This is a genomic window from Janthinobacterium sp. GW823-FHT06H09 (genome assembly GCF_058794735.1).
This window is the reverse complement of record NZ_JBXAHC010000004.1, coordinates 265,817-289,598: the sequence shown is the minus strand read 5'-3', so window position 1 is coordinate 289,598 and position 23,782 is coordinate 265,817. Positions and strand designations below refer to the sequence as shown.

Genomic DNA, 23,782 nt, shown 5'->3' with positions numbered 1-23,782 from the left:
TTGCGCAATTCCGGTCAAGTCACGGCTTGCTGAAAATGCTACAGTCGCTGCTCGTTCAACGGGAAGCGTTCATGCACTATCTGGCCAAGGCACTCTGGTATATCGAATCGCATTATGCGGACGATCTCTCGCTCGGCGATATCGCCCACGTGGGCGGCGCTTCGCCCTGCCATCTGACGCGCGCGTTCGGCCTGGCCACGGGCCACTCCGTGATGCGCTATGTGCGGGCGCGCCGGCTCAGCGAGGCGGCGCGCGCGCTGGCCCAGGGCGCGCAAGACATCCTCGCCGTCGCGCTGGAGGCCGGCTACAGTTCCCATGAAGCCTTTACGCGGGCCTTCCGCGAACAGTTCCACGTCACGCCGGAAACGGTACGGGCCCAGCGCCACGTCGCCAACCTGGCGCTGGTGGAAGCGATCAAAATGGATGTGGCGCCGGGCGTGCCTTTGGCGCCGCCCCGTTTCGAGCAAGGGCCCGCCTTGCTGGTGGCGGGCCTCGTTGAGCGGTATTGCGCGGAATCGTCTGCCGGCATCCCCGCCCTGTGGCAGCGCTTCCTGCCCCATGTGGCGCCCGGCCAGCTCGTGTATGGCGTGTGCTGCAACAATGACGACGCGGGCAATTTCGACTACCTGTGCGCCATGCCGGTGGCCGACTTTTCCCAGGCTCCCGACGGCTGGGCGCGGCTGCGCATCGCGCCGCAACGCTACGCCGTGTTTCATCACCGCGGCCACATTTCCACCATCCGCGCCACCTGGCATACGGTGTGGAACGAGTGGCTGCCCCAGTCGGGGCTGGAAGTGGCCGACGCGCCCGATTTTGAACGCTACGACCGGCAATTCGATCCCGCCAGCGGCGTCGGTGGCGTGGAAATCTGGCTCCCCTTGAAAGCATGAGCATGTTCAATACCTTGTCTGCGCCGGCCCTGTTCGCCGGTGGCGCCGCGCTGCGCCGTCGCCTGTCGCAAGTTGCCGCCGTGCTGGCGGCGGGCCTGCCCCTGTACTGGGTGCTGGGACCGCAGCCGCTGGGCCCGCTGGCCTGGTGTGCGCCGCTGCCCGTGCTGTGGCTGGCCCTGCGCGCGTCGCGCCGCGATGCGGCCTGGATGACTTTCCTGGCCACCGTGCTGGGTCTGTCATCCAACTTCAGTTATTTTCGCCTGCTCATGCCCTTGCCGGCCGTGCTGGCCGTGATCACCGTCAAGGCACTGCTGTGGCTGCTGGTAGTGCTGGCCACGCGGCGCCTCGTGCTGCGTTACCGGGCGTCGTGGACGGTGCTGGCGTACCCCGTGCTGTGGGTGGCTATCGATACCCTGATGGCGGCCTTGCTGCCCGATGGTAACTGGGGCAGCCTTGCGTATTCGCAAGCGGACAATGTTGCCATATTGCAGGTAGCTGCCCTGGCCGGCGTGCCTGGCCTGCTGTTTCTGCTGTGCCTGGCGCCGTCCGCGCTGGCCTTGCTGCTGGCCGGCGGACGTGCGTATGCACCAGCGGCGGGGGCGACGTTGTTGCTGCTGGCGGCTGCGTTTGGCGGTGGCGCCTGGCGTGTGCAGGGCGCACCGGCAGCAAGCGGGCCACTGGCGGGACTGGTGGCCATCGACGACTTCATCGGCCCGGCCACGCCGCCGGCACGCGCGCATGCCGTCTGGGACCAGTACGTGCGCCACGTCGAACAGCTGGCCGGGCATGGCGCCAGGCTGGTGCTGTTGCCGGAAAAGATAGCCGTGCTGGCGCCCGCGCAGGCGGATGCCGTGCGGCAGCGTTTCCAGGCGCTGGCGCGCGGGACGGGTGCGTGGATTACCCTGGGCATCGGCGTGCAGGATGCTGCCGGCCGGCGCAACCTGGCCTGGTTGTTCGCGCCCGATGGCGCCGCGCCCGTCAGCTATCAAAAACATCACCTGGCGCCGCCCGAGCGCGATTTTCTTGCTGGCAGCGCGTATGCCGTGCAGCCGGTGGCGGGGCAAGCCATGGGCCTGGCCATCTGCAAGGACATGCATTTCGCGCCCCTGGGGCAGGCGTATGGCGCGGCCGGGGTGCAGGCGATGCTGGTGCCGGCCTGGGATTTTCAGCTGGACGGCTGGATGGGCGCGCGCATGACGGTGGTGCGCGGCGTGGAAAACGGTTATGCCGTGCTGCGCGCGGCGCGCGAGGGGGTACTGACGGTCAGCGACGCGTATGGCCGCGTGCTGGCGGAACGGGCCAGCAGCGCCATGCCGGGCAGCACCTTGCTGGCGCCGCTGCCGGCGCACCCGTCCGTCGCCACCTGGGCTGGATGGCTGGGGCCGCTGTTCGGCTGGCTCTGCGTGGCGCTGGGCGTGATGTTGCTGTGCGCGGGACGCCGTGCCATGCCTTCTTCCTGATGGGAAAAGTCAGATTTTGCTGCAATGCGCAAAAACGCATTGCGCAGCCCTTTTTATATTCTCCGTACGCAGGTCAGATAATCGCCGCCGATTCATTCGCCATGGCCGTGCATATAATAGGCGTGATGGCGGCATATATATTGCACTGCAATAAATGGTGTTATCTGGTATTCGTGAAATGCGGCGATTGGTATTAATTGGTACTTAATTCAGCCACGAAGTCATACATATCGCCGCGGAAGTAGGAGCGGCAAAACTCCACGGCGCGGCCATCGCGCAAAAAGCCCAGCCTTTCCACCGACAAGCCCGCGTCGCCTTCCTCCGCCTGCAGCAGGCTCGCCTGCTCGCCCGTCAGCAACAGCGCGCTGAGGCGCTGCAGGGCGCGCACGGGCCGGTTGCCCGCCTGTTCCAGCGCGTCGTACATCGACACGTCGACGGCGTCGAGCGCCGGCAGGCAACTGGCGACGATGGTCGCGTATTCCAGGCACATCGGTATTTCGTCCGCATAGCGGATGCGGTGGAAGCGGTACACGGGCGCGCCCGGCGACAGCCGCAGGCGCAAGGCCTCTTCCGGCGTCACGGTGCCCTCTGCGCGCTTGAGCCACACACTGCGCGGCGTGCGTCCGCGCGCCCGCATGTCCTCGGAAAAAGAGGTCAGTTTGGCGAAGTTTTTTTCGATGCGCGTATTGATGAAATTGCCTGAGCCGGGGCGCCGCACCAGCAAGCCTTCGTTGACGAGGCCATCGATGGCCTTGCGCACGGTGATGCGCGAGACGGCCAGGTCGCTGGCCAGCTGGCGCTCGGCCGGCAGGGCTTCGTCGGGGCCGAGGATGCGCTTGTCGATCGCTTCGCGCAGCGCGCGCTGCAGTTGCTGGTACAGGGGCAGGCTACTCGTCTGCCCCAGGCCTTGCATGATGTGAGCCAGGGTTGTCATACGCTGAAGGTCTCCGTTACGGCGCGTTGCAGACGCGCTCTGTATCTGTTTTATGTCGCTGGATAATACCAAAAAAGACCGTTATAAAACCAATTTGAATTATCAGGGCGGCAATTTATGCCTGCCCTCGCTGGTATTTACCCCGCTAATACGGGCTACAAATTGATTTCGCTGAAGTGGTCTGTGTGATTCAAACAACGTTATAAAAAAAAAGTTGCAACTGGTAGTGTTCTGGTATTGGATAGTAGTATATTGGCGTTGAATTGGTTTTGTAAGTGGTTGTGCCGAAGGGTCTGCAGCATGCCGCAGTAGTAGGCGGGCTGGAAAGAAGACCTACGTTAAAAATGAAAAGGTTCCAATCCTGGAGCCTAAATCAAGGGGGAGTACATGAAACGCAATTTGACACCTGCAGCTGCCGTCGTGAAATCCGGTTCGCGTAGCCGTACGCCGATCGCTGCGGCCGTTGCCGTGATGGTCGCCGGTCTGGCCTTATCGGCGCAGGCGCAGGAAGCGCCGGCCGACGACGTGGCCACCGTGGTGACGGTGACCGGCGTGCGTGCCTCGCTGGAAAAATCGCTGAAGCAAAAACGTAATGCGGATTCCGTGGTGGAAGTGGTGACCGCCGAAGATATCGGCAAGATGCCGGACCGTAACGTGGCTGACGCGATCCAGCGCCTGCCAGGTGTGAATACCCAATCGTCTGCCGGTGGCGAAGGCGGCTTCGGCGAAAACGACCGCGTCAGCCTGCGCGGCACCAGCCCCAGCTTCCAGCAAACCCTGTTCAACGGCCATGCCATCAGCACGGGCGACTGGTTTGTCTTGAATCAATTTGGCGGCAACGTGGGCCGTAGCAGCAGCTTCTCTTTGCTGCCATCGGAGTTGGTGAGCTCCGTTGTCGTGCACAAGAGCGCCACCGCCGACCTGCCTGAAGGCGGCGTCTCGGGCGTGATCGACGTGATCACCCGTCGTCCGCTGGAATTCAAGAACCAGATCACGGCCGAAGGCTCGATCCAGGCTTTCCATAATGACCTGGCCGGCAAGACGGACCCGCAGTTCTCCGGCCTGGTAAACTGGAAGAATGACACGAATACCCTGGGCATCATGGTGCAGGGTTTCTCGCAAAAGTCGACGGTGCGCCGCGATGGCCAGGAAATCCTCGGCTATACGCCGATCTCCGCTACCAGCAATGCGGCCTTGGCCCATCCTGAACTGGCCGGCGTAAAAGTGCCGACCTTTATCGGCGCCAGCCTGTTCGAGCAAAAGAAAACCCGCGAAGGTGGCGCATTCGACATCGAATTCAAGCCCAGCAAGGACCTGACACTGGACGTAAACGGCTTCTATTCGCAGCTGAAGGCACCGCATCAAAACACCAACTGGCTGGCTGCACCGGCCAACTCGGTGAACAGTACCAACGATAAAGGTGTCTCGACCGGTCAGGTGCCGACCAACTACACGGTCAAGAATGGCACACTGACAGGCGCCACCTTCGCAAAAAACTCTGGCGAAGTCGACAATATCTACCGTCCTGATGCCGGCGGCGAGTCGTACTACCTCGATTTCAACTTCAAATACCGCGCCACCAAGGACCTGACCCTGACTGGCAAGCTGGGCAAGACCCATGGCGTCGGCTATGACCGCGACGATGTGTACTACCAGAACAACGTCGATGGCGGCATGGTGTATCAATTGAACGGCATGAGCCCGGCCAGTGTTTCCTATCCGGGCGGCACCACCACCAAGCCAGGCTCGACGGCATGGGCCGGCGGCGGCGAATCGCGTTCCGTGGACCAGGAAAAATATGCTCAGATCGACGCGGAGTTGCGCCTGTCTTCGGGTATCTGGGATTCCGTCAAGTTCGGCGGCCGCTTGACCGATCACAAGCGCGATGCGGAGCATCCGTTCGAAACCCGTCCGGGCGACCTGGGCTTCTCCAATCCTGGCCCCGTGTGGAATGGCACGATGTACCCGAGCGACTTCGCCAACAACCTGGGCGGCAACCTGTCGAGCAACTACTTCAAGTACGACGGTTCGGCACTGGGCGCTTGGGGCGCGGCACCGGGCAACCGCCTGTTCGACTACGTGCGTCGCCATAACTGGACCGACGAATTCAAGTTGAAGGAAAAAACCTCGGCTATCTATGCCATGGCCAACCTGACGGGCGACAACTGGAGCGGCAACTTCGGTCTGCGCGCCGTTCACACCAAGCAGTCGACCCTGGTGAACCAGGCCGGCGGCCCGATCACCGGTTCGGACTGGGGTGCGTACTCGCAGCATCTGTATGAGCGCAGCTATAACGATTTCTTGCCTAGCGCCAACATCAAGTTCGATGTGCGCAACGACCTGGTGGTGCGCGCCGCCGTGGCCCGCACCATCGCCCGTCCCGACTACAGCGCGCTTGGTGGTTCGGTATCGCTGAACGACGATGCATTGAGCGGCAGCGGCGGCAACGTCAACCTCAATCCGGTGAAGTCGGATAACGCCGAAGTCAGCGCCGAATGGTATTTCGCACCGAAGTCGGCCTTCTCGGTGGGCTTGTTCTACATGGACCTGAAATCGGTCGTGTCGAACGGTACCGTCAACGCTACCTACTTCAACAGCAAGCGCAATGCCAACGCCGTGTACCAGATCACGTCGCCATTCAATACCAGCGGCAAGAACAAGGGCGCGGAGTTCAGCTATCAGCAACCGCTGTTCGGCGACTTCGGCATTTTGGCCAACTACACCTATGCCGATGGCAAGCTGGACAACGGTGACGAACTGGTCAACGCATCGCGCAGCACGTACAACCTGACGGCCTTCTACGAAGCCAACGCCCTCAGCGCACGCCTGGCCTACAACTACCGTTCGGCTTACAAAGCGGGCGTGGACCGTGGCGCCAGCCAGCACGTTGCCGGCGCCGGCGGCCTGGCCGGTTCGCTCAACTACAAGATCAACGAACACTTCACGATCACGTTCGATGCGCTTAACTTGACGAACACGACCATCAAGATGTACGCGGAAAACAAGGATCAGCCACGCGCTTTCTATAGCAACGGCCGTACCTTCTACCTGGGCCTGCGCGCCAAGCTGTAAACAAGACGATCTGGCCTGATGCACCCGCGTCAGGCCCGGTCTTCCTCGGTCTTTCAAGGCAAGTTCCTGTTTCAGGGGCTTGCCTTTTTTTTCGGCGCTCCCGCTGATCTTTGTCGCTTTCTGCCGCACCCCGTCGTTTGCCGTCTGTACTCATCCATAAAACCGTCCCGCCAGCGCGGCGGGCATCCATAACGAGGAGTCTATGAACAGCCGTTTGCATCCCGTATTACATCCCATCGCCGCCGCCGCAGCCTTGCTGTCCATGAGCATGGCTGCCCAGGCGCAGCAAGCCCCCATGCAGGAAGTAGTCGTGACCGGCATCCGCGCCTCGCTGGAGCAATCGCTGAGCCAGAAGCGCAACAGCGATTCCGTGATCGACGTCGTCAGCGCGGAAGACATCGGCAAGTTGCCCGACAAGAACGTGGCTGACGCCGTGCAGCGTGTGCCTGGCGTCAACATTTCCTCGTCGGCCGGCGGTGAGGGCGGCTTCTCGGAAAATGACCGGGTCAGCATCCGCGGCACCAGTCCCAGCCTGACGCAAACCCTGATCAACGGCCACGCCGTGGGTACGGGCGACTGGTTCGTCACCGACCAGGTGGGCACCGTGGGGCGCAGCGTCAGCTTTGCCTTGCTGCCGTCGGAAATCGTCAGCCGCGTCACCGTGCAAAAGAGCGCGCAGGCGGACCTGGTGGAAGGCGGCGTGGCCGGCTCCATCAATATCGAGACGCGCAAGCCCCTCAGTTTCAAGCAGCCGTTCACGGCGGAATTGGCCGTGCAAGCCATCTATGCGGACTTGCCGGGCAAGACCGATCCGCAGATGAATGCCCTGTTTAACTGGAAGAACGAAGCGAAGACCATGGGCGTGCTGTTCCAGGTGTTTTCCGAGAAGCGCCACGAGCGCCGTGACGGGCAGGAATTCTTCGGCTATGGCGCCATCGACGCCGACAGCCCTGCCGCGCAGAAACATCCGGAACTGGCCGGTGTGCTGGCACCGCTGGGCATCAACTCGGCCCTGTTCGAACAGGTACGCAAGCGCCAGGGGGGCAGCCTCGACCTGCAATTCAAGCCGACGTCTGATTTGATGCTGGACGTCAATGGCTTCTATTCCAAGCTGGACGCGGCCAATTACAACCGCAGCTTTTATAACCAGCCGGGCGCCAATCTGAATGCCGTCGATAATGACGGCAAGCATGTGGGCGTGATTCCCAGCGCGTTTACGGTCAAGAACAACACCCTGGTGGCAGCCGATTTTCCCGCGTCGCAATTTCCTGCCGCGAATGCCACCACGCCGTACAACGGTCAGCTGTATCCGGCCCTGGTGGACCAAATCTACCGCCCTGGCTCGAATTCGTCGACCGCGTATGTGGACTTCAACGGCAGCTACCGCGCCAGCGAGCGCCTGCGCATCACGGGCAGCCTCGGCTACACGCGCGGCATAGGCGAAACACCCGTCGACCTCGGCTATGAGGCGGGCTTGACCGGTGTGGGCGTGTCGTACCAGCTGAACGGCCTGTCGCCGGCCAGGCTGAATTTCCCCGGTCTCGATGTTTCAAAGTTATCGAATGCGGTAACGGCATCGGCCTGGGGTTCGCATGTGGAAACCCTGGACACGGAAAAATACGGCCAGGCCGATGGCGAGCTGAGCATGGATTACGGCGTGCTGGAATCGCTGAAGTTCGGCGCGCGCTACGCGGAACACCACCGCAATGTGTCATGGCCGGAAAACCGCAGCTGCGCCGTGTGCGACGGCACGACGAATGCGCCCTTGCCGACATGGAATGGCGGCACCTACCCGGGCGACTATGGCAAGGGCCTGGGCGGCAATGCGCAGGGACGCTACTGGCAGCTCGATCCGGCCGACCTGGTGGTGTGGGCCAACAAGTATGACAATACGGGCGGCCCGAATTCGCGCAACTGGCCGGCTGAACTGGACGTGAAGGAAAAGGATAGCGCGGCCTACATCATGGCCAACCTGGCAGGCAACAAGTGGCGCGGCAACGTGGGCGTACGCGTGGTACGCACGCAGCAGACGACGGTGACGAACGTGCCGGGCGGCGAGAACCCGATCGGCCAGGAAAACATTTTCGGCACCTACACGCCCACCGTCGTCAAGCACAGCTACACGGATGTGCTGCCGAGCGCGAACATCAAGTTTGACCTGAGCAAGGACCTGGTGGCCCGCGCGGCGGTGGCGAAAACCATGGCGCGCGCCGACTACAGCGCCCTGGTGGGCGCCGTCAACCTGAACGACCAGTTGCTGACGGGAACGGGCGGCAATCCGGATTTGAAACCGATACGCTCGACCAATTACGACGCCACCCTGGAATGGTACTTCGCGCCGAAAGCCATGCTGTCCGTGGGGGCTTTCTACATGGATATGAAATCGTACGTGACGTTTGGTACGGCGCCCGTGAGCTACTACAATAATACCTTCAAGAAATTCAACACCTATGTGATCCAGTCGCCGACGAATATCGGCGCCAAGAACAAGGGTGTGGAGCTCAGTTACCAGCAGGGCTTGTGGGGCGGTTTCGGCGTGGTGGGCAATTACACCTATACGAATGGCAAGGCCGACGATGGCGCCGCCGTGGTCGGCAGCTCGCGCGGCACCTACAACCTGGAAGGCTATTACGAGGACGAGCGGCTGAGCGCGCGCCTGGCCTATACCTACCGCTCCAGCTTCCTGGCCGGCCTGTTCAGCAGCTCGCCCCAGTATGTGCATGGCGTGGGCAACCTGGCCGCATCGCTCAACTACAAGATCGACGAGCGCTATTCGCTGACCTTCGATGTGCTGAACCTGAACAATCCGGTGCTCAAGTATTACGGCGCCAACCAGGACCAGCCGACGGCCCTGTATTCGAATGGCCGCCAGTTTTACTTTGGCCTGCGCGCCAAGTTGTAGTTTTTTTTTACCGGCTTTCCGCCACAAGCGGGAAGCTGGTTTTTATCTTTTTGAATTGTTTGACCATGACTATTGCTTCTCAACGCTACCTCGCCCTCGACGTCCTGCGCGGCCTGACCGTCGCCCTGATGATCGTCGTCAATACCCCTGGCGACTGGGGCAGCGTGTATGCGCCTTTCCTGCATGCCGAATGGCATGGATTTACCCTCACGGACCTGGTCTTTCCCAGCTTTTTGTTTGTCGTCGGCAATGCGTTGGCGTTTGCGCTGGGCAAGTATGAACACCTGGGACACGGCGCCGTGCTGGCCCGGCTGTGCAAGCGCAGCGCGCTGATCTTCTTGCTCGGCTTTTTGCTGTACTGGTTTCCCTTCTTCAAGATCGACGATGCGGGCCAGTTCGCCTGGTCGCCGTTGTCGCACACGCGTATTCCCGGTGTGCTGCAGCGCATCGCCGTGTGCTATCTGGCCGCCGCCCTGATCCTCCATTACGGGAAGACGCGCGGCGCGCTCGTCTTCAGCGCCTGCGCCTTGCTCGGCTACTGGGCCATTCTGGCATGCTTTGGCGACTACAGCCTGCACGGCAATGCGCCGGCCAAGCTCGATCTGTTCCTGCTGGGCGACAGCCATTTGTACCATGGCGAAGGCATCGCCTTCGACCCGGAGGGCGTGCTGGGCACCTTGCCGTCCATCGTCAATGTGATTGCCGGCTACCTGGCGGGGAGCTTCGTGCGCCAGGCGGCGCCGGCGCAATGGCGTTCCAGCCTGGTTCGGCTGGCCGTGACCGGCGTCATCTGCGTGGCCGTGGCCCTGTGCTGGAACGAAGTTTTTCCGATCAATAAGAAGCTGTGGACCAGCTCTTATGTGATGCTCGGTATCGGTCTGGACTTGCTGCTGCTGGCGCTGCTGATGTTCGTCATCGACGTGCGCAAGAGCACGGGCTGGACGTATTTTTTTGAAGTCTTCGGCAAGAACACCCTGTTCATCTACCTGGTGTCGGAAGTGCTGGTGATCATCGCGTTTACCGTGCGCATCGGCGGCGGCAACCTGTACCAGTGGCTGTACCAGCACTGGTTTACGGGCTGGGCGCCGGCGCGCGTGGGCTCGCTGCTGTTTGCCGTCAGCTTCATGCTGCTGTGCTGGCTGATCGCCTATGCGATGGACAAGCGCAAGATCTACATCAAGGTCTAAAATTTCAATTTCAGCCCGTAACGCGTGGCCAGGGCAGTGAAGAACAGCATCAGGGCGGTGACGGCGGCGGCATTCCACAGGCCGGCTGCGCCGCCCGTTTCCCAATACGGCCACCAGAAGCGCGGCAGGTGCAGCACGGCCGCCAGCTGCTGCCACAGGTCGGGCACGATGTAGGCGAACAGGGCATTGGTGCCGGCCGGCACGAGCACCACGGCCCAGGCGCGCCAGCGCCACACGTCGATGACGATGTAAAACACGAGGAACAAGGCCAGGATGAGGGCGCTGCACACGAGCGTGTAGGACTCCGTCGCCGCGATCTTGTTGATGTGGTGATACGGCCGCAGCAGCATGCCGGCCGCGAACATGCCCAGCGCGAACCACGCCATGAAGCGGATGCGCTGCCCATGGCGCAGGGCGGCGCCGCGCAGGAACAGCTGGCCCACCAGGGTGCCGGCCAGTACATTGGCGGCCGTCGAGCCGAGCACCTGCGGCACGTTGACGAAGGCGTTGACGCCTGCCGGCAGGAAATCGAGGCTGCCCGCCATGCCGCCCATGTACAGCACGAGCAGCAGGGCAAACATGCCCATCAGGGCCGTGCCGCTGCCCCGGCACGCCAGGTACAGCAGGCTGCACAGCAGGTAGGACCAGCCTATCATGCCGAGGATACCCCACCACGACGGCTGCAGCCAGGTGCTGGAAAATTCGCTGTTCAGCTCTCCGCGGAACGTCGCCAGCAGGAACAGCATCAGCGCGCCGCCCACGGCCAGCGCCAGCTTGCCCGCGCCCTGGCGCCACAGCAGCATCATGGCCACATAAAACAGCAGGAAGTAGACGGCGTGCGGCAGCGGCGCCGCCTGCGCATCGTAGCGGTAGGCATTGGCCAGCACCACGCCGGCCAGCATCAGGCTGCCGGAGCGCCACAGCAGGCGCCCCAGCAGGGCGGGCGTGACGTGGCCGCAATGGCGCTGCAAGGCCAGCGGTATGGCCATGCCGACCATGAACAGGAAGCCGGGAAAGACCAGGTCGGGCAAGGTGATGCCGTCGGCGCGAGGACCCGCATGCTCGAGCCACCAGGCGATGCCGGGCATGCCGGCCAGATAGTTGACCCAGATCATGACGACGATCACGCAGCCGCGGAACGCGTCCAGGCTGGTCAATCGTTCAGGTGCGGGAGCGGTGGCTGGCGGCATGGGTGTGAATGAAAAAAGGTCGAAAAAAAAGCAGCCCCGGCGTGAGCCGGGAACTGCCTTGCGCATGCTGGCGGGAACAGGAATTACTGTGCCGCTGCTGCCGGTGCCGCCGCTGCCGTGGCAGGACGGTTCAGCCACAGGATCCAGTAGCGGGCCAGATCGCCCACGCCGTCGCCGCCCTTGACCGTTTCCAGGACCTTGATGGCGTCATCTTTCTTGCCAGCCATGGCGTAGGAATAACCGAGGCGCAGCTTGGCGTCTTCAGGACGCTTCAGGCCGCCCTTGGCGATGCCTTTCTGGATCAGGTCGATACCTTTGTCGAACTGGTCCATCGTCACGAAGGCGTAGCCGAGGTTGATCAAGCCCGTGCCATCCTTGCTCTTCATGGCCGACGCTTCGCCGCTGGCGATGTTCTTCGCATCGTCGGCGGCAGCCTTGTTGGCCTGGTCGCGCAGTTTCTTGTGCTTGGCGGCATTTGCTCCCGTGCCCAGTACGCCTTTGGCAAAGCCGGCGTCCAGCACTTTTTTCGCTTCCGTCGGGAAGGCGTTCTGCAGAGCGATTTCAGCCATGTCGCTGTAATCTTGCGGCGGCATGGTGCCCACGGCCTTGAATTGCAGGCGCAGCACGTCGAGCGCGAAGCGGTCGGAATAGCCGGCCTTGCCTTGCGTGCGGCTCAGCAGATCGCTCCAGTAGTCATCCGACGGGTAGTAGCGCACCAGGTTTTCCATGGCGACCAGGTAGGTGGCCGGGTCCTTGCTTTTCGAACCCGTGTTGGCCAGCAATTGCAATTCTTCGATGGTCGGCGTCTTGCCCGCTTGCTGCTTGGCTGTCAGGTCGGCCATCAGTTCCTGTTTCGCGCGCGCGAAATCATTGCTGAAGTAGTAGGCGCGGATGATGTACGGGCGCATGGTGGTCACGTCGCCTGTTTCCGTTTGGTAACGGGTGAACCACTTGATGGCGTTCGGATAATCCTTGGCGTTGTAGTGGTAGTTGGCCAGCGCCTGGATGAAGTCGCCCTGGGCTTTCTTGTCCAGCTTGCCTGATTCGATGACCGCTTCCAGCGCCGTCATGGCCATCGGTGCATTGTTGGTGGTCGACGCCAGCGCCACGCGCAGGCGGTTCAGCACGAACGTTTCATACGGCGTCAGGGCGGGAATGGCGGCAGCCTGGTCGATGCGGCTTTGTACGTCGGCGTAGTTTTTCGCATCCATCGATGCCTTCACGGCAACCGGATCGAGCAGCTTGAACACTTCGGGACGTACCGAATCGGCTGGCGCGGCAGCGGCGGCGGCTGGCTTGGCATCCTGCGCGTGCGACAGGGCTGGCAGGACATTGAGGCCGATTGCGGCCAGGAGCAAGCTAAGACGGGCAAGACGGAATTGGGACATGGGTTATCCTTCAATCAATAACAAAAATACGCTCCGGTACTGGTTGCCGCAACAGGGTGCGGCGGCATTTGCCGGGGGCAGGGAATCTAAAAAAACACGTATTCTGCCATCCTGACCGCACAAGTCAAAGGGCGGCAGCATGGTAAACAACGGCTATTGTCACATAAACGGCTGGGCTGGAGCGCCAAACGTGCGCGCCAGGGCTTGCCCTTTGGCATCGAACAGCAGGCAGCGCTGCGGCGGCAGATGCAGGCGCATGGCGTCGCCCGCCTGGCGCAAGCCTTCCTCGGCCGGCAGCTTGACGGCCAGCATCTCGGTCACGCCCCGCATGCTGGCGTAAACGATGGCCACGTCGCCCAGGTATTCGACATGGCTGACGGTGGCGTCGACGACGTTGTTGTTCGCCATTGCCCCATCCTGCAGGCTGACATGCTCGGCCCGCACGCCCAGGGTCAGCTGGTCGCCCGGCGCCACGCTCTCGCCGTGCGCTTCGACGTCGATCACGGCGCCGCCAGGCAGGCGCACGGCCACCGAGCCGGGGCCGCAGGCGACGGCCTCGCAGGCGATGAAGTTCATCTTCGGCGCGCCGAGGAAGCCGGCGACGAACAGGTTGCCGGGATTGTTATACAACTCGTGCGGACTGCCCACCTGTTCGATGCGCCCGCCGTTGAAGACGACGATGCGCTCGCCCAGGGTCATGGCTTCGACCTGGTCGTGCGTGACGTAGATCATGGTCGTCTTCAATTCCTGGTGCAGGCGCGAAATTTCCACGCGCATCTGCACGCGCAGCGAGGCATCGAGGTTCGACAGCGGTTCGTCGAACAGGAATACCTTGGGCTTGCGCACGATGGCGCGGCCGATGGCCACGCGCTGGCGCTGGCCGCCCGACAGGTCCTTCGGCTTGCGTTTCAACAGTGGCGTGATCTGCAGGATGTCGGCCGCGCGCTCGACGGCGGCGCGCACCTCGGCCTTTTTATGTCCGGCCAGGGAGAGGGCGAAGGCCATATTCTCGTACACCGTCATGTGCGGATACAGGGCGTAGCTCTGGAACACCATGGCCAGGCCCCGCTCGGCCGGCGCGATATCGTTGGCCAGCTGGCCGCCGATATGCAGCTCGCCGTCCGTGATGTCTTCCAGCCCGGCGATCATGCGCAGCAGGGTCGATTTGCCGCAGCCGGACGGCCCCACGAAGACGACGAATTCGCCGTCGCGGATATCGAGGTCGATGCCGTGGATGACGGGGTGCTTGTCGTCGTACAGCTTGACGATATTCTTTAAAGCGATGTGTGCCATGGGTTGTGCGATTCCTAGCTGGCGCTGGCCGGCGCGGAAGTGGCGCCGGCGTCAGACGGGTCGGAGGTATCCTTCGGGCCGATGCGCATGAAGCGCGACAGGATCAATACGGGCACGGCCGACACCAGCACCCACAGGAAAAAGGTCTTGTAGCCAAGCGCCGTCTGGATGTCGCCGCTGATCATCTTGAACAGCACGAAGCCCAGCTGCATCACGCCGGTGGCGAACGCATAGTGGGCCGTCTGGTACTTGCCGACAGAAACCACCTGCATCATGAACAGGATCAGGCCGACGAAGCCGAAGCCATAGCCGAACATTTCCACGCTGAGCGCGGCCGTGATCAGGGTCAGGTCGGTCGGCATGCTGTGGCTCAGGTAGTAGAACACCAGGTTCGGCAAGTTCATGGCCAGGATCAGGAAAAACATGGCGCGCTTGAGGCCCAGCCACGACGTGAAGTAGCCGCCGCCTATGCTGCCCAGCAAAAAGGCCACGGTGCCGGCCGTGCCGTACACGGCGCCCACTTCCGTCGTCGACAGGCCCAGGCCGCCCAGCTCGCGCGCTTCACGCAGGAACAGCGGGCCGATGGTCTGCACTTGCGCCTCGCCCGCGCGGAACAGGATGATGAAGGCGATCATGCCCCAGATGCCGGGCTTTTTCAGGAAGTCCACCAGCACGTCCCACAAGGTGCGGCTGATGCCGGCCACGCTCTTGTCGGCCACGGCCGCGTTGCGCACCTGCGGCAGCGCCCACAGGTGATAGGCTGCCAGCGACAGCATCATGGCGCCGATGATCAGGAAGATGACCGACCATGCCGGCTGGATGCCGATTTTTTTCTCCAGGTAGCCGGCCAGGATCACCAGGCCGCCCAGCGAGATGAATTTGCCCGCGTTGAAGAAGGCGCCTTGCCAGCCCGCGTAGGCCGCCTGCTGCTTGTCCGACAGGCTGGCGATATACAGGCCGTCGCAGACGATGTCGTGCGTGGACGAGGCCAGCGCTGCGACGAACAGCACGGCGATGCAGGCGGCAAACCACATCGGCGTCTGCAGCGCCAGCGCGATCAGGCCCAGGCTCAGGCCGCCGAGGAACTGGAACAGCACCACCATGGTCTTCTTGCTCGACGCCAGTTCCAGGAAGGGGCTCCACAGCGACTTGAAGACCCAGGCAAAGCCGATCAGGCCAGTCCAGCGGGCGATCTGGTCGTTCGGCACGCCCATGCTCTTGAACATCAGGCCGGCCACCAGGGCCACGGCGTAGAACGGCAAGCCCTGGGCGAAGTACAAGGTCGGCACCCAGGAAATCGGGCTGCGTTTGCCAATGTTGGTGCGCTTGTCGTGCATGGAGGCTTCCTTATCGAGAGATGTTTTCATTTGACTGCGCCGTCCATGCCGCGCATGAAGAAGCGTTGGGTAAACAGGAAGGCGAGCAGGGTCGGCACGATGGTGATCAAGGTGCCGGCCGCGATCACGCGCGTGCTGCTGCCGAAGGTGCCGCGCAAGTACAGCACGCCCACCGACAGGGGGAATTCATCGGGCTTGCTCATGACGATCGAGGGCCAGATGTACTCATTCCACGATTCGACGGCCGTCAGGATGCCGACGGTGGCCAGCCATGGCGTAATCAGCGGCAGCATGATGCGGCTGAAGATGACCCATTCGGACGCGCCATCGACCCTGGCCGCGTCGATCAGGTCCTGCGGCACTTCCTCGAATGCCTGCTTGAGCAGCAAGATGGCCACGGCCGTCACCACGTTGGGCAGGATCACGCCCGTGTAGGTGTCGACCAGGCTCATTTGCGTGATGGTGATGAAGTTGACGAGAAAGTTCACCTCCGACGGCAGCACCAGGGTGGCGAGGATCAGGCCGAACACCAGCTTGCGGCCACGGAATTTCAGGCGCGCCAGCGGATACGCGGCCAGGGAACACAGCAGCAGTTTCCAGAACACGGTCAACACGGCGATCAGCACGGAGTTCTTGAAGAACGACCAGATGGGAATCGCGTTGAACACTTCGATGAAGTTCTCGAAGGACGGCGCCTTCGGCCAGAAGGTGGGCGGGAAGGCGAAGATATTGCCTTGCGTGGAAATGGCCGTCACGAGGGTCCACCAGAACGGGAAGACGCAGACGAGGGCGATCGCGCACAGCACGGCATAGTGGCCCAGTATGTGCAGGCGCTTTTTCAGGGGGCGGGAACGGGTTGTCATGGTCATTGCCCTGTCAGCGGTGCTTCGGTTTCAGATAGCGCAGGCACAGCAGGGCGATGGCGATGCAAAACAGCGAGACGACGAAGCTGGCCGCCAGCGCGCGCGGCAGCTTCAAGTGCTTCAAGCCCTGGTCATACGCGTAATACAGCGCCGTGAAGGTGGAGTTCATCGGGCCGCCCTGGGTCAGCACGTCGACTTCCTGGTACGCCTTCAGGGCCGCCAGCACGGACAGGATGGAGCACAGCATGATGGTCGGGCGCAGCATCGGCACCGTGATCTTCCAGAAGCGCTGCCAGCGGCTGGCGCCGTCGAGCATGGCCGCTTCCTGCATGTCCGACGGTATCGATTGCAGGGCCGCCAGGTACATCACCATGTACCAGCCCAGGCCGCGCCACAGGGTGACGAACATCACGGCGAACAGGGCCAGACTGTCGTTCGACAGCCAGCCCACGGGCGCGTTCACCAGCTTCAAGGTCATCATCACGTAATTGAGCGCGCCCTGTTCGTGGAACATGAAGCCCCACATGATGCCGACCACGGACACGGTGGTCACCACGGGCACGTAGAAGGCGGCGCGGAACAAACGGATGCCGGGCAGGCGGTTGTTCACCAGCACGGCGAGAGTGATGGCGCCCACCTGCACGAAGGGCACCATCAGCAAAAACATCAGCGAGTTTTTCAGGCCCGAGACGAACATCTCGTTGTTGAAAATGTAGCGGAAGTTATCGAGGCCGACGAAGCGCGTCTCGCGTATCAGGCTGTAGTCGGTGAAGGCCAGCACGGAGCCGTAGCCGACGGGCCAGAAGGAAAAGGCGGCCAGCAGCAGCAGGGCCGGGGCGAGGAACAACCAGGCTTGCACGGTATGGCGGTGGGCGAGTTTCATGGTGTCCTTAGTGGCGCGGCAGGGTGGCCAGCTTGCGGTTCCAGATGGCGACGGCCTGGTCCAGCGCCTGCTTCACGTCCTGCTTGCCCGTCACGCCCGCCTCGACGGCCTTCACCAGCGAGCGGCGCAGTTCGTCGTAGTCGTCGATGCCGGCCACGTACAGCGTGCGCGAGTGGCCCATCGACAGGGCGCCGGCAGCCACGGCCTTTTCGGCCGCGCCCGCATTTTTCGGCGTGGACAGAAAAAACGGGTCGGCCGCCGCCTTGACGGTGGTGGGGAAGACGCTGGCCTGGCGCGCGAAGGCCAGCTGGTTTTCGTCGTTCGTCAGGAAGCGCGCGAACTTGCCCACCGAGGGCAGCTGGCGCGCCGGCACGCCTTTCGGGATGGCGAAGTGCACGAGCCAGCCGCCATCGGCGATGCCGGTGGGGCCCAGCGGCGCAGGCGCCACGTCGGTGATGGCGTAGATATCTTTCGCGTCGCCGCGGATGCGCTGCATGGCCGTGGGCGGCGCCAGCAGCATGCCCAGGCGGCCGCCCTTGTAGGCGTCGATCACGGCCGGGAAATTGTCTTCGGCGAACAGGCTTTCCTTCAGCAGGCCGCCGACCTTGTAGGTGTCGGCCAGTTTCTGCACCAGCGTCACGTGCTGCGGCGAATTGAAGACGGCGCGGTTGTCCGTGATGACGGCCAGGCCCTGCTGCATGAACAGGCCGTCGATCTTCGAGAGGGCGGGGGCGATGCCGGCCTTGCCCGTGCGCTGCGCGATCTGGCGCGCGAACGCCAGTTGTTCATCGAGGCTGGCGGGGCCGCGCGTGAGCCCGGCCTGTTTGAAGATGGCGGTATTGAAGGCGATCACCGCGACATTGCTGTACATGGGAAAACCGTAGGTGCGGCCCTTGAAGCGCAAGTCGTCCAGGGCGCTGGGAATGTAGCTGGCGCGCGCAGGCGCGATCAGGCCATCAACTTGTGTGAGCAAGCCGTCGCGCGCAAATTCGTCGGCCCAGGGCACGTTCAGGCTGACCAGGGCGGGCGGCGTGCCGGCCACGATGCGCGTGACCAGCTTGGTCTGGATGACGTCCCACGGGAAGTCGATCCATTCGATTTTGACACCGGGATTCTGCGCCTCATAGCGCGCCACCACCGCATTGAAATACGGCGTGAACTTGGGCTTCATGCTGAAGGTCCAGAATTCGATTTTCTCGGCAGCCCATGCCTGCGGCGCGAGCAGGCCCGCGCAGGCAAACACTGCCAACAGTCTCTTGATCATTATTATTATCCCTGCCAGTGGCTCCGCAAGTGCCGGGGTCGGACCCTCAGGGTCCGACCCCAGTCTTCGCTTTCGGGTTGGGTATTGCTTAGTTTGTTTTTGTTACTTTGCTCAAGTGGCGCGGCGCATCCGGATCCATGCCGCGCGCGGCCGACAGTTTTGCCGCCATCACGTAGAAGGACTGGATGGCGACGATCGGATCGAGGTCCGGCGTGGCCGCCACGGGCAGGGTCAGGTCGCGCTCGGCCACGTCGGCGGGCGCCGCCAGCAAGACCTTGGCGCCGCGCCCGCGCATCTCTGTTGCCAGTTGCAGCAGGCCGGCCTGGGTCGGGCCACGGGTGGCGAAAATCAGCAGCGGGTAGCCGTCTTCGATCAGGGCCATCGGGCCGTGCTTGATTTCGGCGCCGCTGAAGGCTTCCGCCTGCAGGGCCGAGGTTTCCTTGAATTTCAGGGCCGACTCCAGCGCCACGGGGAAGCTGATGCCGCGTCCGACGACCATGATGTTGCGGGCCGGGGCCAGCACGTCGATCGCCGGCGACCAGTCGACGCGGGTCGCTTCGAGCAGCGCTTCGGGCAGCGCTTCCAGCCCTCCCAGCAGCTCGGGATCGTTCTGCCACTGGGCCACCATGCGCGCACCGGCGACCAGGCTGGTGATGAAGCTCTTGGTGGCGGCGACGCTTTGTTCCTTGCCTGCGCGCAGGGGCATGGCCCATTCGGCGGCGTGCGCCAGCGGCGAATCGATGTCGTTGACGAGGGCCACGGTGGTGGCGCCGCCATCGCGGAAGTAGCGGATCGGTTCGACCACGTCCGGGCTCTGGCCCGATTGCGAGATCGAGATGGCCAGGGTATCGCGCGTCACCAGCGGCGATTTGTTCAGGGTCACGAGCGACATCGGCAGGGATGCCACGACGCGGCCCAGGCGCGCCATGATCAGGTAGGCGACGTAGTTGCAGGCGTGGTCGGAGCTGCCGCGCGCGATGGTCAGCGCGGTCGAGAACGAGGTGCTCCTCAATTTGCGGCCCAGTTCCGCGTAGCGTTCCGTGTCGCTGGCCAGTTGCAGGGCGACGCATTCGGCGGCGGAAACGGCTTCTTTAAGCATCATTGAGGTCACAGATTTCTCCTTCTATATACACAGCTTTGAGTTTGAGATCGCGATCGAGTACCACCAGATCGGCGTAAGTGCCGGGGGCCAGCCGGCCGCGTTCTTCCAGGCCCAGGTAATCGGCGGCATTGGTCGACACGCGCTTGGACGCGTCGGCCAGGTCCAGTCCCAGTCCCACCAGGTTGCGCAGCGCCTGGTCCAGGGTCAGGGTGCTGCCCGCCAGCGTGCCGTCGGGCAGGCGCACGCCGCCCATGCATTTCTGCACGGCGTGGCGGCCCAGCATGTATTCGCCGTCCGGCATGCCGGTGGCGGCGGTCGAATCGGTGACGCAGTACAGGCGCGGGATGGCGCGCAGAGCCACCTTGATGGCGCCCGGATGCACGTGCAGCAGGTCGGGGATCAGTTCCGCGTATTCGGCGTGCGCCAAGGCGGCGCCGACCATGCCCGGCTCGCGGTGATGCAAGCCGCTCATGGCGTTGAACAGGTGCGTAAAACCCATGGCGCCGTGTTCCAGCGCGGCCACGCCGTCTTCATAGGAGCCCAGCGTGTGGCCGATCTGCACGCGCACGCCGGCGTCGGCCAGGGCGCGCACCAGCTCCAGGTGGCCGGCGATTTCCGGCGCCACGGTGATGACGCGCAGCTTGGCCAGGGTTTGCAGGCGCTCGATTTCCGCCAGCGTGGCGGCGCGCGCGTAGTTCGGCTGCGCCCCGAGCTTGCCGGAATTGATGTACGGGCCTTCCAGGTGGGCGCCCAGCACGCGCGCCGTGTTCGGGCGGCGGTGCCTGGCGGCGATGCCGATGGCCGTCAAGGCCATGTCGATGTCTTCCGGCGGCGCCGTCATGGTGGTGGCCAGCAGGCTGGTGGTGCCGTGGCGCGCATGGATGGCCGCGATGGTGTAGACGGCTTCGCCGCCTTCCATGATGTCCTTGCCGGCGCCGCCGTGCACGTGCAGGTCGATGAAGCCGGGCAGAATATAGTCGTCGCTGTTGCCCGACGGGTGGACGGAATCGCCGGTGATGCTGTCGACTTTTTCGCCGAAGGCGATGGCGCCGTGGATCCAGCCGCCGGGGGTAAGGATATTGCCTTTGATAGTGCTGCTCATCTGCGCGACTCCGCTACGAATTCATAATAATCACTGCGGCAATACGAGTGGGTCAGTTCCACCGCTGCGCCGTTGTCGAGATAACTGACACGGGTGATGTGCAGCATGGCTTCACCCGTCTTGATATTGGCCAGCTTGGCCTGTTCCGCCGTGGCGTTGACGGCGCGGATATGCTGCAGCGCGCGCATCGGGATGGTGCCGCGCGACTCCAGGTAGCCGTACAGCGAATCGGTCACCTGCTGCGGGTCCGGCATGTACAGCGCGGGGATGGTGGTCGTCTCGATCGCCATCACCACTTCGTCGGCCGTGCGCAGGCGGCGCAGGCGCGCCACCGGCATGTGCGGCGACAGTCCCAGCGACAGCAGTTCCAGCGGCGCGGCCGAGCCGATGTCGCGCTGCAGCCAGCGCGAGCCGGCCGTGAAGCCCCGCTGGCGCAATTCTTCCGAAAAGCTCGTCAGGCGCGACAGCGGCTGTTCCAGCTTGGGCGTGATGTAGGTGCCCGAGCCGCGCTTGCGCGTCAGCATGCCCCGGTCGCACAGCATGTCGATGGCCTTGCGCGCCGTGACGCGCGAAATTTCGAGGAGCTCCGACAGCACGCGCTCGGAAGGCAAGGCCTGGTTGGCGCGCCAGTCGCCGCTGGCGATGCCGTCCGACAGCATGTTCGCCAATTGCATGTAGAGCGGCGTGTCGCTGGCGGGATTCGGTTTGAAGGCGGACAGTTTGGCCAGCATGGTCATTGCTCCTGCAAGTGCTTGCGTATCAGGCGCAGACCGCCTGCGGCCGAGTCGCCCTGTGCCGGCACGACCAGTTGCAACAGTTCCGTCGGCAGGTAGCTCGACAAGGGCGCCGCCAGGCCGCCGCACAGTGCCACGGGCAAGGCGCCGGCCGGATCGAGCGCCCTGGCGATGAGGGCGATCTGCTGGCCCGCGTCGGTCAGGATGCTGCGCGCCACGGCATTGCTGGCCGCGTGTTCGAGCACCAGCCGCGCCAGTTGCGCGAAATTGGTCTGGCTGGCGGCGGCCAGCCACACTTGCATGGCGTCGCGCTGGCCGCCGCAGGCGTCGATGACGGCCGTGGCGAAGGCGCTGCCGGGCACGCGGCCGTCGACCACTTGCTGCGCATGGTTGATGGCGCGCATGCCGATCCAGGCGCCGCCCGCCTCGTCGCCGGAAGGAAAGCCCCAGCCGCCCACTTCATGGCGGCTGCCGTCCGCGTGCAGCACTTCGCCCACGCTGCCGGTGCCGATGGCAACGATGGCGCCCGGCTGGCCCGCATGCGCGCCCAGCAGTGTGGTCAGGGCATCCGATTCGAGTGCGACTGCGGCATAGCCGGGATTGTGTTCGACGAAGCTGGCGGCCCACTGCTTGTTGTGCACGCCGGCCAGGCCCAGGCCGATGGCCATGCGCTGCAAGGAGGGTTGTTCCAGGCCGGCCGTGCGGAAGGCCAGGGTGACGGCATGCGCCACGGAGGTCCACGCCCGTTCGATGCCCAGTCCCAGGCCGGATGGGCCGCTTTGACCCTGTGCCAGTTCCTGGCCGTCGAGGCGCGCCAGGCGTACGCGGGTACCGCTTCCCCCGCCGTCGACGCCGATTATGTATTCGATCATGTTGTGCAGTCCCGCATTTGGTTGAGTGCGCCTGTCTCGGTTCTTTTATTTGTCGGGCGGCGAAAAAGCTGAAGGCACTATATTGTCGCCCCGATGGCTTGTCAACAGGTATTTAAGTGGTATTAACAAATGCGTTGCGCGATGACGCGCCATGCCCGAGGGTGTGATTGCAAGCGATTGTTAATAAAGGAGTTTTTGTGTTTCGTGAATGGTATTGAAATTGGCCTTGTTTAATGCCAATTTTTTCCAACTGGTCTGTTGTTGGCGATGCGGTATTGCTTGCATGCATGCTTGGCAAGGGGCGCCATGAAGAGTAAAGTCCGGCTTTTACACCTGAGTTGGAAGAGCATGATGAACGACAAGGCAGCAAAGAGCGAGTACTGGGACGACTGGCAGCAAGAGGCGCTGGCCGCCGGTGTGTCGGCGCCGCTGGCCGCGCTGGGCATGGAAATGATGCGCACGCACCGCAAGAACCGCTGGCCGAAGGATTTCTTGGGCCGCGAAAGCGATGGCCCGGTCATGATCGAAATGTGCCTGGAAGATGAGGCGGAAACGGAATTGTTCTTTATCGAGAACCTGTATCCCTACGATGCGGCGCTGATCGAAAAGACGCGCCGCCGTCTGTGCCTGCACTGATCGTACGCTGACGTGTGACGGGAACGGCCGCCTTGCGCGGCCGTTTTCACGTCAGTTACTGAATTTTTCGCTGCTGGTGGTGGCTCTGGCGCGCATGCGCAGGCTCAGCAGCACGATGGTGACCAGCAGCAGCGAATGTGTGCCCGGCTCATGCGAAGCGGGGGCGTGCAGGCTGGCGTCTTGCGACTGGAAACTGGCCAGGCGCGTGGCCAGGGTGGCGGGTGCCGCCTGATAGCTGGCCTTCTGAACCGGCGCCGTGCCCGCCGCATGCGTGCTTCCAGCGGTCCAGAGCGACAGGGCCGCGCCCAGCAAGATCATTGTTCTCATCATATTCTTTATTTCCGCCGAGGGCTGTCAATCGATTACACATGGTCCCGCCGTATGCCGGCCCATGTCCTGTCCCCAGTTTGTATGCTTTCCGGCGTTGCTTATAGTGTACCGGAATGATATCTATTTATAAATTTCGTGTATTAAAACATAATAAAACAAAAATGCAAACGTCTTTTTGCAAATAAGTGCATGCGCTGCCTGTGCTTGCCAGGTGCGGTCTGTCTATTGCATGGGGGAAATGACGTGGCATTTTCATGGGGGAGTGTCATAATGGCCCAGGCATTTCCGCCCAGGCATGGAGTAGATGATGAGCAAGGCACAGGACAGCAAGAAAGAAGCCAAG

19 protein-coding genes are annotated in these 23,782 nt (G+C 63.0%); 6 read left to right on the top strand and 13 right to left on the bottom strand.

Annotated elements, in window-relative coordinates; translation table 11 throughout:
- Nucleotides 1-71 precede the first annotated feature (71 nt).
- Together AC1Q6X_RS08410 and AC1Q6X_RS08405 are read left to right on the top strand one after the other, a co-directional pair.
- The gene (locus AC1Q6X_RS08410) at nucleotides 72-890 is read left to right on the top strand and encodes an AraC family transcriptional regulator (RefSeq protein ID WP_492496372.1); all 819 of its coding nucleotides are present in this window, start codon (nucleotides 72-74) and stop codon (nucleotides 888-890) included.
- A complete protein-coding gene (locus AC1Q6X_RS08405) occupies nucleotides 887-2,350 on the top strand; it encodes a nitrilase-related carbon-nitrogen hydrolase (RefSeq protein ID WP_492496370.1) in 1,464 nt (487 codons plus the stop codon). Before AC1Q6X_RS08410 ends, AC1Q6X_RS08405 begins: the two co-directional genes overlap by 4 nt.
- 193 nt (nucleotides 2,351-2,543) lie before the next feature.
- Here the strand turns inward: AC1Q6X_RS08405 and AC1Q6X_RS08400 are convergent, their stop codons facing one another.
- On the bottom strand, nucleotides 2,544-3,284 hold the full coding sequence (locus AC1Q6X_RS08400) for a GntR family transcriptional regulator (protein WP_070221847.1): 741 nt from the start codon (nucleotides 3,282-3,284) through the stop codon (nucleotides 2,544-2,546).
- A gap of 387 nt (nucleotides 3,285-3,671) precedes the next feature.
- Here AC1Q6X_RS08400 and AC1Q6X_RS08395 point away from each other — a divergent pair, with 387 nt between their 5' ends.
- The 3 genes from AC1Q6X_RS08395 to AC1Q6X_RS08385 all read left to right on the top strand — a co-directional run bounded on the left by AC1Q6X_RS08395 (nucleotide 3,672) and on the right by AC1Q6X_RS08385 (nucleotide 10,445).
- Nucleotides 3,672-6,356, top strand: a complete 2,685-nt coding sequence (locus AC1Q6X_RS08395; RefSeq protein ID WP_492496367.1) for a TonB-dependent receptor — start codon at nucleotides 3,672-3,674, stop codon at nucleotides 6,354-6,356.
- Nucleotides 6,357-6,558: 202 nt separating this feature from the next.
- Nucleotides 6,559-9,258, top strand: a complete 2,700-nt coding sequence (locus AC1Q6X_RS08390) for a TonB-dependent receptor (protein ID WP_492496365.1) — start codon at nucleotides 6,559-6,561, stop codon at nucleotides 9,256-9,258.
- Nucleotides 9,259-9,323: 65 nt separating this feature from the next.
- On the top strand, nucleotides 9,324-10,445 hold the full coding sequence (locus tag AC1Q6X_RS08385) for an acyltransferase family protein (protein WP_492496364.1): 1,122 nt from the start codon (nucleotides 9,324-9,326) through the stop codon (nucleotides 10,443-10,445).
- On the opposite strand, the gene AC1Q6X_RS08380 is transcribed toward AC1Q6X_RS08385, so the two are convergent.
- The 11 genes from AC1Q6X_RS08380 to AC1Q6X_RS08330 all read right to left on the bottom strand — a co-directional run bounded on the left by AC1Q6X_RS08380 (nucleotide 10,442) and on the right by AC1Q6X_RS08330 (nucleotide 22,473).
- On the bottom strand, nucleotides 10,442-11,635 hold the full coding sequence (locus AC1Q6X_RS08380; RefSeq protein WP_492496362.1) for a DUF5009 domain-containing protein: 1,194 nt from the start codon (nucleotides 11,633-11,635) through the stop codon (nucleotides 10,442-10,444). The two genes, AC1Q6X_RS08385 and AC1Q6X_RS08380, sit on opposite strands and share 4 nt — an antisense overlap.
- Nucleotides 11,636-11,718: 83 nt before the next feature.
- A complete protein-coding gene (locus AC1Q6X_RS08375; protein WP_070221842.1) occupies nucleotides 11,719-13,023 on the bottom strand; it encodes a tetratricopeptide repeat protein in 1,305 nt (434 codons plus the stop codon).
- Nucleotides 13,024-13,182: 159 nt separating this feature from the next.
- Nucleotides 13,183-14,316, bottom strand: coding sequence for an ABC transporter ATP-binding protein (locus tag AC1Q6X_RS08370; RefSeq protein ID WP_492496359.1), 1,134 nt, complete (start codon nucleotides 14,314-14,316; stop codon nucleotides 13,183-13,185).
- Nucleotides 14,317-14,330: 14 nt separating this feature from the next.
- Entirely contained in the window at nucleotides 14,331-15,653 is a 1,323-nt protein-coding gene (locus tag AC1Q6X_RS08365) for an MFS transporter (RefSeq protein ID WP_492405159.1), read from the bottom strand.
- Nucleotides 15,654-15,679: 26 nt separating this feature from the next.
- Nucleotides 15,680-16,516 (bottom strand): carbohydrate ABC transporter permease, encoded by an 837-nt coding sequence (locus AC1Q6X_RS08360; protein ID WP_492496357.1) that lies wholly within the window; start codon nucleotides 16,514-16,516, stop codon nucleotides 15,680-15,682.
- Nucleotides 16,517-16,529: 13 nt separating this feature from the next.
- Nucleotides 16,530-17,399, bottom strand: coding sequence for a carbohydrate ABC transporter permease (locus AC1Q6X_RS08355; RefSeq protein WP_492496355.1), 870 nt, complete (start codon nucleotides 17,397-17,399; stop codon nucleotides 16,530-16,532).
- Nucleotides 17,400-17,406: 7 nt separating this feature from the next.
- Nucleotides 17,407-18,663, bottom strand: a complete 1,257-nt coding sequence (locus tag AC1Q6X_RS08350) for an ABC transporter substrate-binding protein (RefSeq protein WP_070292154.1) — start codon at nucleotides 18,661-18,663, stop codon at nucleotides 17,407-17,409.
- An 88-nt stretch (nucleotides 18,664-18,751) separates the two neighbouring features.
- Nucleotides 18,752-19,765: an SIS domain-containing protein gene (locus AC1Q6X_RS08345; RefSeq protein ID WP_070221837.1), complete on the bottom strand. Its 1,014-nt coding sequence runs from the start codon at nucleotides 19,763-19,765 to the stop codon at nucleotides 18,752-18,754.
- The gene (gene nagA / locus AC1Q6X_RS08340) at nucleotides 19,755-20,867 is read right to left on the bottom strand and encodes an N-acetylglucosamine-6-phosphate deacetylase (RefSeq protein WP_070221836.1); all 1,113 of its coding nucleotides are present in this window, start codon (nucleotides 20,865-20,867) and stop codon (nucleotides 19,755-19,757) included. The genes AC1Q6X_RS08345 and nagA overlap by 11 nt, the downstream gene beginning before the upstream one ends.
- Nucleotides 20,864-21,598 (bottom strand): GntR family transcriptional regulator, encoded by a 735-nt coding sequence (locus AC1Q6X_RS08335; RefSeq protein ID WP_070221876.1) that lies wholly within the window; start codon nucleotides 21,596-21,598, stop codon nucleotides 20,864-20,866. The genes nagA and AC1Q6X_RS08335 overlap by 4 nt, the downstream gene beginning before the upstream one ends.
- Nucleotides 21,599-21,600: 2 nt before the next feature.
- Nucleotides 21,601-22,473, bottom strand: a complete 873-nt coding sequence (locus AC1Q6X_RS08330; RefSeq protein ID WP_492496352.1) for a glucosamine kinase nucleotide-binding domain-containing protein — start codon at nucleotides 22,471-22,473, stop codon at nucleotides 21,601-21,603.
- Nucleotides 22,474-22,821: 348 nt separating this feature from the next.
- Here AC1Q6X_RS08330 and AC1Q6X_RS08325 point away from each other — a divergent pair, with 348 nt between their 5' ends.
- A complete protein-coding gene (locus AC1Q6X_RS08325; RefSeq protein WP_034759823.1) occupies nucleotides 22,822-23,109 on the top strand; it encodes a hypothetical protein in 288 nt (95 codons plus the stop codon).
- A gap of 51 nt (nucleotides 23,110-23,160) precedes the next feature.
- Here AC1Q6X_RS08325 and AC1Q6X_RS08320 read toward each other — a convergent pair whose 3' ends face one another.
- Nucleotides 23,161-23,439 (bottom strand): hypothetical protein, encoded by a 279-nt coding sequence (locus AC1Q6X_RS08320; RefSeq protein WP_139143662.1) that lies wholly within the window; start codon nucleotides 23,437-23,439, stop codon nucleotides 23,161-23,163.
- Nucleotides 23,440-23,782 lie beyond the last annotated feature (343 nt).

Bases quoted from the DNA above. Each gene is read 5' to 3' on its own strand.
- AC1Q6X_RS08410 (WP_492496372.1), top strand. From the start codon at position 72: ATGCACTATCTGGCCAAGGCACTCTGGTATATCGAATCGCATTATGCG.
- AC1Q6X_RS08405 (WP_492496370.1), top strand. From the start codon at position 887: ATGAGCATGTTCAATACCTTGTCTGCGCCGGCCCTGTTCGCCGGTGGC.
- AC1Q6X_RS08400 (WP_070221847.1), bottom strand. From the start codon at position 3,284: ATGACAACCCTGGCTCACATCATGCAAGGCCTGGGGCAGACGAGTAGC.
- AC1Q6X_RS08395 (WP_492496367.1), top strand. From the start codon at position 3,672: ATGAAACGCAATTTGACACCTGCAGCTGCCGTCGTGAAATCCGGTTCG.
- AC1Q6X_RS08390 (WP_492496365.1), top strand. From the start codon at position 6,559: ATGAACAGCCGTTTGCATCCCGTATTACATCCCATCGCCGCCGCCGCA.
- AC1Q6X_RS08385 (WP_492496364.1), top strand. From the start codon at position 9,324: ATGACTATTGCTTCTCAACGCTACCTCGCCCTCGACGTCCTGCGCGGC.
- AC1Q6X_RS08380 (WP_492496362.1), bottom strand. From the start codon at position 11,635: ATGCCGCCAGCCACCGCTCCCGCACCTGAACGATTGACCAGCCTGGAC.
- AC1Q6X_RS08375 (WP_070221842.1), bottom strand. From the start codon at position 13,023: ATGTCCCAATTCCGTCTTGCCCGTCTTAGCTTGCTCCTGGCCGCAATC.
- AC1Q6X_RS08370 (WP_492496359.1), bottom strand. From the start codon at position 14,316: ATGGCACACATCGCTTTAAAGAATATCGTCAAGCTGTACGACGACAAG.
- AC1Q6X_RS08365 (WP_492405159.1), bottom strand. From the start codon at position 15,653: ATGCACGACAAGCGCACCAACATTGGCAAACGCAGCCCGATTTCCTGG.
- AC1Q6X_RS08360 (WP_492496357.1), bottom strand. From the start codon at position 16,516: ATGACAACCCGTTCCCGCCCCCTGAAAAAGCGCCTGCACATACTGGGC.
- AC1Q6X_RS08355 (WP_492496355.1), bottom strand. From the start codon at position 17,399: ATGAAACTCGCCCACCGCCATACCGTGCAAGCCTGGTTGTTCCTCGCC.
- AC1Q6X_RS08350 (WP_070292154.1), bottom strand. From the start codon at position 18,663: ATGATCAAGAGACTGTTGGCAGTGTTTGCCTGCGCGGGCCTGCTCGCG.
- AC1Q6X_RS08345 (WP_070221837.1), bottom strand. From the start codon at position 19,765: ATGATGCTTAAAGAAGCCGTTTCCGCCGCCGAATGCGTCGCCCTGCAA.
- nagA (WP_070221836.1), bottom strand. From the start codon at position 20,867: ATGAGCAGCACTATCAAAGGCAATATCCTTACCCCCGGCGGCTGGATC.
- AC1Q6X_RS08335 (WP_070221876.1), bottom strand. From the start codon at position 21,598: ATGCTGGCCAAACTGTCCGCCTTCAAACCGAATCCCGCCAGCGACACG.
- AC1Q6X_RS08330 (WP_492496352.1), bottom strand. From the start codon at position 22,473: ATGATCGAATACATAATCGGCGTCGACGGCGGGGGAAGCGGTACCCGC.
- AC1Q6X_RS08325 (WP_034759823.1), top strand. From the start codon at position 22,822: ATGATGAACGACAAGGCAGCAAAGAGCGAGTACTGGGACGACTGGCAG.
- AC1Q6X_RS08320 (WP_139143662.1), bottom strand. From the start codon at position 23,439: ATGATGAGAACAATGATCTTGCTGGGCGCGGCCCTGTCGCTCTGGACC.